This window comes from Ihubacter massiliensis (assembly GCF_024125305.1).
Classification (GTDB): domain Bacteria; phylum Bacillota; class Clostridia; order Peptostreptococcales; family Anaerovoracaceae; genus Hominibacterium; species Hominibacterium faecale.
The window spans coordinates 3826089-3839748 of the sequence record NZ_JAMXVH010000001.1; the positions used below are offsets into that span (position 1 = coordinate 3826089).

Consider the following 13660-nt stretch of genomic DNA (forward strand, 5'->3'; position numbering starts at 1 on the left):
CATTCGTTTTCATGAATGCGACAGCCCCTTTGCCAGTATACAGCGCCCCTATTTCGCCAAACGCCCCTGCCAGGTTTTTCGGTCTTTGAGGGCCTTGTGGATTCCGTTTAAAATAGTCCTTTTCTTATAGCTCCATTCCGGCGCAATGAGCGTCGGCCTGGGCGCATCGCCGGAAAGCCGGTGAATGGTGATTTCGGACGGAATGATCTCCAGGGCAGCGACCGCCAGATCAATGTATTCTTCGATTGACTGGAAGGACACATAGTCAGGATAGAGGGTTTCCATCTGGGAACCGCGAACTAAATTGAGCATGTGCAGCTTGATGCCAAAGATTCGCTGCGGACACCTGCGCGAATTATCGGATCCGCTGATACCATCCAAAGATAAATCCCGGCAAACGTAGCGCACCGAATCCAGCATCTGCTGCTGTGATTCGCCGGGAAGGCCGAAAATCAAGTGGGTCACCACTGGAATTCCCCTGGCGGAAAGCGCAGCCACCGCCTGATCGTACACCTTCAGCGGATAGCAGCGATTAATGAGCTTTGCTGTTTCCTCATGGATCGTCTGCAGGCCCAGTTCTACCCACAGGAACGTTTTTTGATTGAATTCAGAGAGCAGGTCTAAAACTTCTTCGGACAGACAATCGGGCCGGGTGGCGATGGCAAGACCCACCACTCCCGGATAATCCAGGGCTTGGGAATACTTACAGCGAAGCTCGCTTATAGGAGCGTAGGTATTGGTGTGGCTTTGAAAATAAGCCAGATAGCTGGCATGAGGCCACTTGTCCGACAAAAGGCGGACCTGGGAAGGTATATCGCTGGCCAGATCGCCCGAGCCTGCCGCTGAACAGAAGATACAGCCGCCGGTTCCCTTGGTGCCGTCCCGGTTGGGACAGGTGAATCCGCCGTCTATAGAAAGCTTGACAATTTTACGGCCCATTTTTTCCTTTAAGTAAGCGCCGATGGCGTTGAAAGTGTAACTCGTTGAAATCTCTGACATCTTATCCCTTTCTAATCATAGAAAAAACACATTTTTTTAAGTCCTGAATATTTTCAGAAGAATATTTATATGATATAATAAATTGTTAAAATTGCAAACAAAAATCTCAGATAAGAAGGAATGAACTTTATGACAGGGGAGAAACGGACAAAACCGCTGCCAAGCGGGGGAAACTTCGGCGGACAAGCGAAAGAAAGCTTTGCCTGCATGAAAGGATTTTCTGATAAAATCGAAAAACCATCTTTGCTTCTGCACAGCTGCTGCGGTCCTTGCAGCACAGCCGTTATAGAAAGACTTGCCGGTGACTATCAGATCACCATCTTTTTTTATAATCCGTGCATTACCGACCAGGAAGAATACCGGCGGCGCAGGGAAGCACAGATGACCTTCATTAAAAAATACAACGAAAGCCTGCCGCCCAAAGAACACATCAGCTTTATGGAAGGACCTTACGACACCAAGAACTTTTATCGGGCCATAGCAGGTTTGGAAGACGAACCGGAAGGCGGAAAGCGGTGCCTGGAATGTTTTCGCATGCGGCTGGAAAAAACCGCGGAAACCTGCAAACTGGCGGGATGCGACTACTTCGGCACCACGTTGACGGTCAGCCCTCATAAAAACTACGAGCTAATCAGCAGTCTGGGTAAAAAACTGGCGGTCCGTTACGGACTCAGCTTTATCGATGAAGACTTTAAAAAGAAGGACGGCTTTAAACGGAGCATCCAGCTGTCCAAACAATACGGACTGTACAGACAGAATTACTGCGGATGCGAATTTTCTAAACGATAAAAGGAGAAACTATATGTCAAAAGTAATTATACCTGAGAATTACACGCCGGTGATCGACTTTATGGAAAGCCAGAGAGCGATCAAAAAGATCAAGGATTTTTTCCAGCAGGAGCTGGCTTACGGCCTGAGTCTGCGCAGAGTCACGGCACCGCTGTTCGTGGCGCCGGAAACCGGACTCAACGACAACCTGAATGGCGTTGAACGGACCGTAAGCTTTACGGTCAAGGATATGGGAGAAAAACCGGTGGAGATCGTCCAGTCCCTGGCAAAATGGAAGCGGATGGCCCTGGGCAAATACAGAATCCAGCCGGGCAACGGCATCTATACCGACATGAACGCCATCCGAAGAGACGAAGAACTGGATAACCTCCACTCCATCTACGTTGACCAGTGGGACTGGGAAAAGGTAATCACCAAAGAGCAGCGAACAGAGGAATATCTGAGGGAGATTGTGACAAACCTTTACAATGCGCTGAAGAACCTGGGCGATTATGTAAATCGCCTCTATCGAAATCTGAGGACAGAGCTTCCCAATGAAATTTTCTTCGTCACCACCCAGGAGCTGGAGGACATGTATCCGGATAAGACGCCCAAGGAACGGGAAGATGCGATTACGGAGGAAAAACGGGCCGTATTCATTATGAAGATCGGCGGAACGCTCAAATCGGGCCGGCGCCATGACGGACGCGCTCCCGATTATGACGACTGGGAGCTGAATGGAGATATCATTCTCTGGAATGAGATCCTGGGGCAGGCTTTTGAAATTTCATCCATGGGAATCCGGGTCGATGAGAAAGCCATGGAAAAACAATTAAAGGAAGCGGGAGCTGAAGATAGGCGTGCCATGGAATTCCATCGTATGATTTTGGGAAAAGAGCTGCCATATACCATCGGCGGCGGTATCGGCCAGAGCCGTCTGTGCATGTTTTTCCTGCGGAAGGCCCATATCGGAGAGGTGCAGGTTTCCATCTGGCCGGAGGATATGATCAAAGAATGCAGTGAAAACAATATATTCCTGCTGTAAGGGGAGCGGATGAAATACATAAACGTAGCCATAGACAACAAAAGCGAACATACAGACACGCTCTATACCTACGGGTGCGAGGACGACCAGGTCCGCGTCGGACAGAAAATCCGCGTACCCTTCGGATTGGGCGACCGGGTGAAGGATGCTTATGTGTTTCAGGTGCTGGATGAACCGGAGCAGGAATACAAACGTCTCAAATTTGCCGGGGAAAGAGACCCGGAAATCTTTCTAACAGAAGAAATCATCGATACCTGCCTATGGATGAAACGCAGATATCTTTGTAAATATATCGATGCGGTAAAGTGCTTCACACCTGCGGGCAGCAGGTCCAAGCGGGGCAAAGAGAGAAACCCCTACAAAGATACGCAGGGCGAACCGCAGAACATACCCAGCTTGACCGGCGAGCAGAAACAAGTGCTGGAGCCAATCCGGCAGGGGCTCGTCCAGGGCCGCCACCGGCGCTTTCTGCTCCACGGCGTTACCGGCAGCGGCAAGACGGAAGTCTACATGCAGGCGGCGCAAACTTGTCTTGAGCAGCAGCGGCAGGTAATTATGCTGGTGCCGGAAATTTCGCTGACAAAGCAGATTATCGAGCGGTTTATCGGCCGTTTCGGCGCCGAACATATTGCGGTGCTCCACAGTCGTCTTTCTCTGGGAGAGCGGTATGACGAGTGGAGAAGAATTCGGAGCGGACAGGTAAGCATTGTCATTGGTGCAAGATCAGCGGTCTTTGCGCCGTTGTCACGGATCGGGCTTATCATTCTCGATGAAGAGCATGAAGCCACATACAAATCGGACATGACGCCGAAATACGATACCGTAGAGGTTGCGTTAAAACGGCTCCAATCCCATGAGGGCGTATTGCTATTAGGCAGTGCCACCCCCGGCATATCCACTTATTTCCGCTCAGAGGAGGGCATCTATGAAAGGCTGGAGCTGACCAGCCGCTACAATCAGGTGGCGCTGCCTCAGGTATCGGTGGTGGACATGCGGACCGAGCTGAAAGATGGCAACCGCTCCATCATCAGCAGGCCCCTTTACCAGGCCATGAAAACAGCCCTTGAAAAGAAGAAGCAGATTATTTTGTTTCTCAACCGGAGGGGATACTCGACGTTTATATCCTGTAGAGAGTGCGGAAAAGTCCTTAAATGTCCGGATTGCGGCATATCCCTCACCTATCATAAAGAAAAAAACCGGGCTGTCTGCCATTACTGCGGATATGAAGAGGTTCCGCCTCCCATCTGCCCCGACTGCGGCAGCCATTACATCCGCTATTTCGGAACTGGGACGGAAAAAGTCGAAGAGACGGTCCGTGAGTTTTTCGAAAACACGACCATCGAGCGGCTGGATTTGGACACAACCAAACGCAAAGGCAGCATTGAGCGGATATTAAATAACTTCAAAAAGGGTAAAATCCATATATTGATCGGCACCCAGCTGGTTGCCAAAGGGCTGGACTTTAAAAATGTGGGTCTGGTGGGGATTATTTCAGCAGATGTCACTTTAAACATTCCCGATTTTCGTTCCCCGGAACGGACTTTCCAGATGATCACCCAAGCCGCCGGAAGAGCGGGGCGGGGCGATGAAACGGGGACCGTGATCATTCAGTCCTACACGCCGGATAATTACGCCGTGCAGCTGGCGGCGGCTCAGGACTACCGGGAATTTTATGAGACAGAAATTCAATTTCGAAAATACATGGGGTATCCGCCCTACAGCGATCTGATTCAGATGGTCTTTGCTTCCAAAGACGAAGAAAAGGTCCGGGCGGCCGCGGAGGTTTGGTATGAACGGATCCTGCACCATCTAAAGGAGGATGAAAAGCAGCATGTGTTCCGGCCCCAGCCGGCGCCCATGAGCAAGGTCAAAGAGCAGTACCGGTACTGCCTGCTGATCAAATGCCCCCAGGGGAAGCGAAGAGCTTACTCGGAAATCCTTGACAGCATCAAGGAAAAGGAAAAAATAAAGAAAAAAGAATATACGGTTACAGTGGATATCAATCCATACAGCTTTGTATAACATGGAGGAGAAAATGGCATTAAGAAATATTGTACTTGAAGGAGATCCAATTTTAAGAAAACATTGCAGAGAAGTGGACCAGGTGGATGATCGCATCCGCATGATCCTGGACGATATGGTGGAAACCATGCGCAGCGCCAACGGTTGCGGACTGGCTGCGCCTCAGATCGGCATGATGCGCCGCATGTTTGTGGCAGAGCCGGAGGAAGGCAGGGTATACTGCTTTGTGAATCCTGAGATCGTAAAAATGGAAGGATCCCAGACCGGTGATGAGGGCTGCCTGAGCGTGCCGGGCTACCAGGGAACGGTGGAGCGGCCGATGAAAATCAAGATCAAAGGCCTGGATCGGGAAGGAAATCCGCAGGAATTCGATTTTGAAGGCTGGGACGCGGTGGTTATGTGCCACGAGTTCGACCATCTGGAAGGAATTCTTTATATCGACAAGTCGAGTAACATCTATGAGCTTACAGACGCACAAGAGGAACAATAAATGAAGATTGTTTATATGGGAACCCCGGAGTTTGCCGTGCCGGCGCTGACCGCCTTGGCCGATGCCGGCCATGAGATTGGATATGTGGTGACTCAGCCGGATGCGGTGCGTGACCGGGGCAAAAAAGTAAAAATGACGCCGGTAAAAGAAAAAGCGCTGGAATTGGGACTGAAAGTATTGCAGCCGGAGAAACTAAAAAAAGACGCTGCCTTTTTTGCAGCCCTTCGTAACTATGAACCGGATTTGATCGCAGTGGCGGCCTACGGGCAGATCCTTCCCAAAGAGATCCTGGATCTCCCCAGGCTGGGATGTATCAATATCCACGGCTCCCTGCTGCCCCGCTTTCGCGGCGCGGCGCCCATTCAAAGAGCGATCCTGGAAGGCGATGAAGAAACGGGCATTACTCTCATGTATATGGAAGAGGGACTGGACACCGGCGCCATGCTGGCCAAGAAAACCACACCCATTGGAAAAAAGAACGGGCAGCAGCTCCACGACGAGCTGGCTCTGATGGGGGCGGAGCTCTTAGCAGAAACGCTGCCGGCCATCGAAGCCGGAGAAATAAAGCCGGAACCGCAGGATGACGCCAAATCCACCTATGCGCCGATGATTGCCAAAAAAGACGGGGAAATCGATTTTTCCTGGGACCCTCAGCGGATTGAGCGGCTGATTCGGGCCTTTGATCCCTGGCCGGGGGCATTTACCTCTTATCAGGGAAAGCTGCTGAAAATTTGGCAGGCGGACGTGTCCGATGCGCCGCAAACCGAGCCGGCCGGCACCATCACTGGGGTAACGGGGGAAGGAATTGAAATTTCTGCAGGAGGCGGAACGCTGATTGCTCGGGTCATACAGCTGCCTGGAAAAAAGAGAGTGGCTGTGAGCGACTATTTAAAGGGCAATAGCATTGAAAAAGGCAGCGTTTTAGGATAAAATAGAATGAAAAACAAAAGGAGGGGTACGGAATATGCCGATGTTTGGGATGTTTGATCCTACGATTATTCTGCTGATTCCGGCAATTTTATTTACGCTGTACGCACAGGGAAAGGTCAATCGTGCTTATCGAAAATTTTCGCAGGTACAGAACCGGACCCACATAACAGGGGCGCAGGCAGCGAGAAGAGTGCTGGATGCAAACGGTCTTCAGAACGTAAGGATTGAAATGGTGGGAGGAACGCTCAGCGACCACTATGACCCGAGGGACCGGGTCATGCGTCTTTCCGCTCAAGTATATAACGATGCGACAATCGCGTCGGTCAGTATAGCAGCCCATGAATCAGGACATGCCATCCAGCATGGGGCGGGCTATACGCTTTTGACAGTCAGAAACGCCATCGTTCCGGTGGTCAACGTGGCTTCCAATCTTTCCTGGTTGCTGCTGATTATCGGAATCGTGATTTCCGGTACCGGAAGAGTCACAACCGGAAACTTGGTTTTCGATATCGGGATTTTGTTCTTTGCGGCCGTGGTGGTTTTTCATCTGGTAACGCTGCCGGTGGAACTTAACGCCAGCAGCAGAGCGATCCAGCAGCTGCAGAGCCTGGGTATTATCGGTACGGATGAGATTTCAGGCGCGAAGAAGGTCCTATCCGCGGCAGCCATGACCTACGTGGCGGCCCTTGCGACAGCCGTTTTAAATTTAATAAGGTTATTATTGATTAGGGAGCGTGATTGATCATGGATGCAAACAGGAAAACCGCTTATTTAACACTGATGGATGTGGAATCAAAAAAATCCTATTCCAATATCGCTTTGAACCACCAGATTATTTGCAATAAGCCTAATTCCCAAGGCTTTGTCAGGGAACTGGTCTATGGAGTGCTGGAAAACAAACTGCTGCTTGATTATTATATCGACCAGCTTGTGAGCTCGGGTGCAGGTTCGCTTAGAACCAGTGATCTGACAGTACTGAGGATGGGAATTTATCAGCTGGGATGCATGAATTCAGTGCCTGAATACGCGGCAGTTAACGAGAGCGTTATTCTTGCCAAACGATATTGCCGGGGCAGAGAGGGCTTCGTAAACGGCGTCCTGAGAAATTATTTGAATCGAAAGTTCTCCATCAAGCTCCCGGATCGGGCGGAAGATGAGGTCAAGTATTTATCTATAAAATACTCTTATGCACCGTGGATCATCGAGCTGTGGCTGGAACAATATAAAGTGGATTTTGTGGAAGAAATGCTGAAAGCCGGCAATGAAACGCCTCAAACTACCATACGGCTCAACTGGCTGCGGATTATAAAAAAGGACTTGATTCAAAAGCTGGAAGAGAAGGGGTATGAAGTGACGCCGGGCGAGCTGTGCCAGAATGCCCTTCATATCAAAGGCAGCGAGCTTTTAGGCACGGAACTTTACAAGCACGGCCTCTTTTCCATTCAGGATGAAAGCTCGATGTTGGTAGCGGAAAAGCTGGATCCTAAGCATGGAGATGTGGTGATGGATGTTTGCGCGGCTCCCGGCGGAAAGACGATGGCCATTGCAGAACGAATGAACAATACGGGCAGTATCATTGCATCCGATATTTATCGCAGAAAGCTGGATATCATCGATAAAGAAGCTGAGCGGCTGGGGATCACCAATGTGGAAACCCGTTCCTGGGATGCGACCAGAGTGGATTCGTCCATGATCGAAAAGGCGGACCGAGTGGTGGTGGATGTTCCCTGCTCCGGTTTGGGCGTGGTCCGCAGAAAGCCGGAAATCAAATATAAGAAAAAAACTACGGAGATGGAGCTGCTGCCAAAGAAGCAACTGGCAATCCTGTCCGCATCTTCTCAGTATGTCAAGCCGGGCGGAACGCTGCTATACAGCACGTGCACCATTAACCCTTATGAAAATCAGAGAATCATTGCTGACTTTCTCAAAAAGAACCCGAGCTTCAAAAAGGAAGAGGCCATTCAGCTCTTGCCTCATATCAATCATACCGACGGATTTTTTATCTGCGTGATGAAGAAAAGCAGGGGCCTCGTATAACATTTGTTAATACATTTGAGCGGAGAAATGAATATGGCGCAAATTGGATTTAAGAGCAATACCGGGGTAATTCGCAATAATAATGAGGACGCGTGTTTCGTCATTCCCAGCCACAACGTTTACGTTGTGGCTGATGGTGTAGGCGGAAACAACGCCGGGGAGATCGCCAGCAGGACCTGTGTGCGGGGCGTAGCCGAATATGTGGCTGCCAACCCCATTGAGGACTGCAGAGATGATCAATCGATTTATCAATATTTTACCCGGTGCCTGGAACTGGTCAATGAAGAGATTTACCAGATGGGGCAAAAACATAAAGAAAATAAGGGCATGGCCACAACAGTGGTCATCGCCTACATCAGGGAGAATACCGCCTATGTGATCAATGTGGGAGACAGCCGCGCGTATTTATACCGCCAAGGGAGGATTTCACAGATTACAGAGGATCATACTTATGTAAACGAACTTCTGCGCAACGGCGTGATCACCACCGAGGAAGCGGAGAACCACAACCAGAAAAATGTGATCACCAGAGCCGTAGGAGCAGAACCTGCGATAAAAGCTGACTTTTTTCAGACTCAGCTGGAAAAGAACGATATATTGATGCTTTGTTCGGACGGACTTTACGGTGAGGTAGATGAACAAACGCTTGTTGAAATACTGGGCAAAAAGAATACCATGTCAGGAACATGCGCCCGTCTTGTGGAAGAAGCGATCCGCTGCGGCGGCAGGGATAACATCACCGTAGTCTGTTTGAAAATATAAGGGAGGATGAGAATGAGCAGTAAGATCTTAGCTGGGCGATATGAACTGTTTGAAAAGATTGGCGAAGGCGGTATGTCTGTTGTCTATAAAGCAAAAGACAAGCTTTTGAATCGCTATATCGCCATCAAAGTATTAAAACCGGAATTTGTCAAAGACCAAAAATTCATCGAAAGTTTCAGGAGGGAATCCCAGGCAGCTGCCAGCCTGTCTCATCCCAACATTGTAAATATTTTCGACGTAGGCCAGGAAGGGAATATACACTATATCGTCATGGAGCTGGTGGAAGGCAGAACCCTCAGCGATTTAATCCATGAGGAGGGACCGCTGCCTTATCCCAGGGCGATCGAACTGGCAAAGCAGATTGCCGCCGCCCTGAGCGTTGCCCACAAAAATCAGATTATACACAGAGATGTCAAACCCCATAATGTGCTGATTACTGCCGGCGGTACTGCCAAGATCACCGACTTCGGAATCGCCAAAGCGGTCAATTCATCCACCATTGTCGATACCACCGGAGGCGGAATCATGGGGTCGGTTCATTACTTTTCCCCAGAGCAGGCCAGAGGCGGTTACGTGGATGAGAAATCCGATATATATTCACTGGGAATTGTAATGTATGAAATGCTGACCGGAAGAGTTCCTTTTGACGGCGACAATCCGGTGAATATCGCCCTCATGCATATCAACAGCGAAATGGTACCGCCTTCAAAATTGGTTTCCGGCATTCCGCCGGCATTGGAGCGCATCGTTCTCAAATGTACGGATAAATATCAGACGAACCGGTTTGCCAGCGCCGACGATTTGATCAAGGCACTGGATAACCTGGAGTTTGTGGGAAGCGTTGTCGGAAACTCGGTGTTCATGACCGGAAACGATGATCCGGAGAAACCTTTGGTAGATACGGATTTTGACGATGGCGAGGATGATGAGGACGATTACGAGGAGCCAAAAAAGAAAAAGAAGAAAAAAGGCGGTATGAGCAAAAACAAAAAGATTGTGATTGGCGTGATCGCAGGTCTGGTCGTGGTGGCCGCGGTTGCTGTGGCCGCAGCTATGGGGTTGTTCAGCGGCAAACCGGTTATCGTGCCTGATCTGAGCGGTCAGACCCTGGAGCAGGCTCAGAAGCTGGCGGAAGAGGTAGGCTTTGAGGTGGAACAGGGGGATCTGGTCTCCGATCCCAAAATCCCTGAGGGACAGGTCGTTTCGCAAAATCCGGAGGCCAATACCACTGCTAAGAAAGGGACTACCATCAAGGTTAATATTAGTAAAGGCCCTGGAAACGGTAAAGTGCCGGATGTGACCGGAAAGACTGAGGCCGAGGCCAGGGAGCTGCTGGAAGCCAATAACTTTGAAGTGGGCAACGTGAGCACCGGGGCCAGTGAGCTGGAAAAGGGGAAAGTATTCAAGCAGACTCCGGAAGCAGGCTCGACAGAGAAGGAAGGCACATCCGTGGATCTGGTATTGAGCGACGGCTCCCAGATGAAAGTCGCAGTTCCTTATCTGATCGGAAAGGATATTGATACGGCCCGCCAGGAGTTGGAGGATCTGGGTCTGAAGCCGGGGAGAGTCGATTATGCACCGAGCACTACTTATTCGGTCAACCAGGTTATGTGGCAGCAGTACGACGCCAATAAAGAGGTCTCCAAGGGAACTTCCGTCAAGCTGACCGTCAGCACCGGACCGGAAGAATCAAAAGAAGTAGACCTGTATATCGATTTCAGTCAGGCAGAGAACGAAATGTTCTTTATGACCGTAACCCAGTCCGACAGCGATGGTACTAGAAATCTGATTTTTAATCAGCAGAGAATGAAAAGTGACGGCGGCGAGACTGTCAAGCTGGAAGGTAAAGGTACAGCTACTGTAATCGTTACCTTTGACAACAAACAAATGATGAAGAAAAAAGTGGACTTTACGAAGGGGACCATCCGTTGATGAAGGGAACCATTATCAAAGGAATTGCAGGATTTTATTATGTAAAAAGCGGCACTGAGGTTTTCCAGTGTAAGGCCAGAGGTGTCTTTAAAAAAGACGGTGTTACACCTTTTGTGGGAGATCTGGTGGAATTTGAAATGGGGCGGGGTCAGGAAGATGACGGGCTGATCACCAAGATTGCAGAACGCAGGAACCAGTTCATCCGTCCGCCCATTGCCAACGTGGACTGCTTTGCGGTGGTCATGGCGGCGGCCCGGCCCAAACCCAATCTTTCCATTGTCGATCGGTTTTTGGTTATGGCAGAAAGAAGCGGCGCTGATATTATTCTTTGCATGAACAAGATTGATCTGGCAGATGAGGAGCAAGTTTCCGCTATCAGGTCTGTCTATCAGCCCCTTTATCCGGTAGTCTGTCTATGCGGCAGCACCGGCCAGGGAATCGAGACGCTGAAAGATCAGCTAAAGGGAAAACGTACCGCCCTGGCAGGACCATCAGGTGTGGGAAAATCGACGATTTTAAATCGCCTCAAACCGGGTGCGGATGCAGAAATCGGCGATGTGAGCCAAAAGACGAGGCGGGGAAAACATACCACCCGCCACTGCGAGCTCTTTGATCTGGGCGGGGGTACCATGATCTTTGATACGCCCGGCTTTACTTCTTTTGATGTCTTGGAAGCGGATGAAGAGGAACTCCAATATCTGTATCCGGACATGGAACCTTTTATCGGCGGCTGCAAATATGATAATTGCAGGCATATCAAAGAGCCTGGCTGCGCCGTGCGTCAGGCAGCAAAGGAAGGTTTGATCGCTTTCCGCCGCTACCAATCTTATCAGGAGCAGCTGCAGGAGATACAGGAAAAGAAAAAATACTGACTATGATTAATAGAAAGGACTAGTTATGATCCGATTAGCACCATCCATTTTATCCGCCGATTTTTCCCGGCTGGGGGAGGAAGCGGCGGCCATTGAAAAGGCAGGAGCCCATGTGATTCACGTTGATGTGATGGACGGGCATTTTGTTCCCAATATCAGCTACGGAGCGACTGTTATGAAGAGTTTGTGCGGCAAAACCAAGCTGCCCTTTGACGTCCATTTGATGATCGAACATCCGGATAATTATCTTGAGGATTTTGTGACCGATCAAACAGAATATATAACGGTTCACCAAGAAGCATGCCCTCATCTGCACAGAACCGTGCAGCATATCAAAAGCCTCGGTGTGAAGGCTGGCGTGGCCTTAAATCCGGCCACCTCCCTGACGACTCTGGACTATATTCTGGATGAGGTGGATTTGGTTTTGATCATGTCGGTCAATCCGGGGTTCGGGGGCCAGAAATTCATCGGGTCGGCGCTGAAAAAGGTGGAAGCGCTCAATGCCTTGAAAGAGCAGAATGGTTATCCGTTTACCATCGAGATCGACGGCGGTATCAATCTGCAGAATGTCCGTTCTGTTACTGATGCCGGAGTGGAGCTGGTGGTTGCCGGTTCTTCTGTATTCGGCGCTGAGGACATCAGACAGCGTGTCGGCGAATTTTTGGATTTATTCTAGAAAAAATAAAAAAACTGCTTCCGAATCGGGGGCGGTTTTTTGCTTTTTCTGTCGAAAGGCTTCGAAACGTGTAAAGGCATGACGAACGGTGGTGCCTTAGAAACGTTGAAATTTCAATTTTTGTATGGTATACTGTTTTCTTGTCGGGGGTAAAATTTATGGATGAAAAAAAGAAGCAAAAACTAAGCATGATCGTTCCCTGCTATAATGAAGAAAAAGTTCTCCGATTATTTCATGGTGCACTGATCAAGCAGCTTCACCAGCTGAAACCGGAAAAATACGATTATGAGCTAATCTTCATCAATGATGGAAGCCGGGACAAGACCTTAAACTTAATTCTTGAATTCGCGGCCAAAAACGACCGCATTAAATACATTTCTTTCAGCCGAAACTTTGGAAAAGAGGCGGCCATGCTGGCCGGCCTGGAGCACGCATCTGGAGACTGCGCAATTATAATGGATGCGGATTTACAGCATCCTCCTTCCATGATCCACCAAATGCTGGATAAATACGAAGAAGGGTATGACCAGGTCATTGCCAAACGGGACCGCAAGGGCGAACCGAAGAAAGCCGCCTTCCTTGCCAGGACTTATTACAGGCTGGTTAATAAAATGGTGGATGTCCGTATGGTGGACGGCGCCGGCGATTTTCGTCTCCTCAGCCGGGAAACCATTGAAGCGGTTCTTTCTCTGAAAGAAACCAACCGCTTCTCCAAGGGTATCTTTTCCTGGGTAGGCTTTAACCAGACCTATATCGAGTACGCCAACCGGCAGCGGACGTTCGATGAGAGCCGCTGGTCCTTTAAACGGCTGCTCCGCTACGGCGTTGACGGCATCGTCTCTTTCAATGTGCAGCCTTTGCGCATGTGCGTGTACTTGGGCGGTGTTCTCCTGGGCATCAGCATGCTCTATTTAATTTATCTCTTCGTGCGAATTCTGATCTACGGCATCGACGTACCCGGCTACTTTACGACGATTACCCTGATCGCCGTGCTCGGCGGCGTGCAGCTGATCTCACTGGGGATCATTGGTGAATATGTGGGCAGGATTTATGCAGAAGTAAAAAAACGACCGATCTATATTGTGGCCAAAACAAACATCAAGAAAGATTGATGAATTTCCATTGAT

General features: G+C 49.7%; 13 protein-coding genes. 12 read left to right on the forward strand and 1 reads right to left on the reverse strand.

From position 1 onward, the window contains the following. Nucleotides 1–48: 48 nt before the first annotated feature. On the reverse strand, nt 49–999 hold the full coding sequence (locus NIA71_RS17510; RefSeq protein WP_253021086.1) for a TIGR01212 family radical SAM protein: 951 nt from the start codon (nt 997–999) through the stop codon (nt 49–51). 129 nt (nt 1000–1128) lie between these two features. On the opposite strand from NIA71_RS17510, the gene NIA71_RS17515 reads away from it, so the two are divergent. The 12 genes from NIA71_RS17515 to NIA71_RS17570 all read left to right on the forward strand — a co-directional run bounded on the left by NIA71_RS17515 (nt 1129) and on the right by NIA71_RS17570 (nt 13645). Then, the gene (locus NIA71_RS17515; RefSeq protein WP_253021087.1) at nt 1129–1788 is read left to right on the forward strand and encodes an epoxyqueuosine reductase QueH; all 660 of its coding nucleotides are present in this window, start codon (nt 1129–1131) and stop codon (nt 1786–1788) included. A gap of 13 nt (nt 1789–1801) precedes the next feature. After that, nucleotides 1802–2812, forward strand: coding sequence for an aspartate--ammonia ligase (gene asnA, locus NIA71_RS17520; protein ID WP_148395461.1), 1011 nt, complete (start codon nt 1802–1804; stop codon nt 2810–2812). Nucleotides 2813–2821: 9 nt separating this feature from the next. After that, on the forward strand, nt 2822–4834 hold the full coding sequence (gene priA / locus NIA71_RS17525; protein ID WP_253021088.1) for a replication restart helicase PriA: 2013 nt from the start codon (nt 2822–2824) through the stop codon (nt 4832–4834). A 13-nt stretch (nt 4835–4847) separates the two neighbouring features. After that, nucleotides 4848–5324, forward strand: coding sequence for a peptide deformylase (def, locus tag NIA71_RS17530; RefSeq protein WP_148395463.1), 477 nt, complete (start codon nt 4848–4850; stop codon nt 5322–5324). Then, a complete protein-coding gene (fmt, locus tag NIA71_RS17535; RefSeq protein WP_253021089.1) occupies nt 5325–6254 on the forward strand; it encodes a methionyl-tRNA formyltransferase in 930 nt (309 codons plus the stop codon). A 40-nt stretch (nt 6255–6294) separates the two neighbouring features. Next, a complete protein-coding gene (locus NIA71_RS17540; RefSeq protein ID WP_148395708.1) occupies nt 6295–6996 on the forward strand; it encodes a zinc metallopeptidase in 702 nt (233 codons plus the stop codon). Between the two features lie 2 nt (nt 6997–6998). Then, nucleotides 6999–8291: a 16S rRNA (cytosine(967)-C(5))-methyltransferase RsmB gene (gene rsmB / locus NIA71_RS17545; protein ID WP_148395465.1), complete on the forward strand. Its 1293-nt coding sequence runs from the start codon at nt 6999–7001 to the stop codon at nt 8289–8291. Nucleotides 8292–8324: 33 nt separating this feature from the next. Further along, a complete protein-coding gene (locus NIA71_RS17550) occupies nt 8325–9053 on the forward strand; it encodes a Stp1/IreP family PP2C-type Ser/Thr phosphatase (RefSeq protein ID WP_253021090.1) in 729 nt (242 codons plus the stop codon). A 12-nt stretch (nt 9054–9065) separates the two neighbouring features. Further along, nucleotides 9066–10985, forward strand: coding sequence for a Stk1 family PASTA domain-containing Ser/Thr kinase (gene pknB, locus NIA71_RS17555; RefSeq protein ID WP_253021091.1), 1920 nt, complete (start codon nt 9066–9068; stop codon nt 10983–10985). Further along, the gene (gene rsgA, locus NIA71_RS17560; RefSeq protein ID WP_148395468.1) at nt 10985–11857 is read left to right on the forward strand and encodes a ribosome small subunit-dependent GTPase A; all 873 of its coding nucleotides are present in this window, start codon (nt 10985–10987) and stop codon (nt 11855–11857) included. Before pknB ends, rsgA begins: the two co-directional genes overlap by 1 nt. Nucleotides 11858–11882: 25 nt before the next feature. Next, nucleotides 11883–12533 (forward strand): ribulose-phosphate 3-epimerase, encoded by a 651-nt coding sequence (rpe, locus tag NIA71_RS17565; RefSeq protein ID WP_253021092.1) that lies wholly within the window; start codon nt 11883–11885, stop codon nt 12531–12533. 158 nt (nt 12534–12691) lie between these two features. Next, nucleotides 12692–13645: a glycosyltransferase family 2 protein gene (locus NIA71_RS17570; RefSeq protein WP_148395469.1), complete on the forward strand. Its 954-nt coding sequence runs from the start codon at nt 12692–12694 to the stop codon at nt 13643–13645. Nucleotides 13646–13660: the final 15 nt, after the last annotated feature.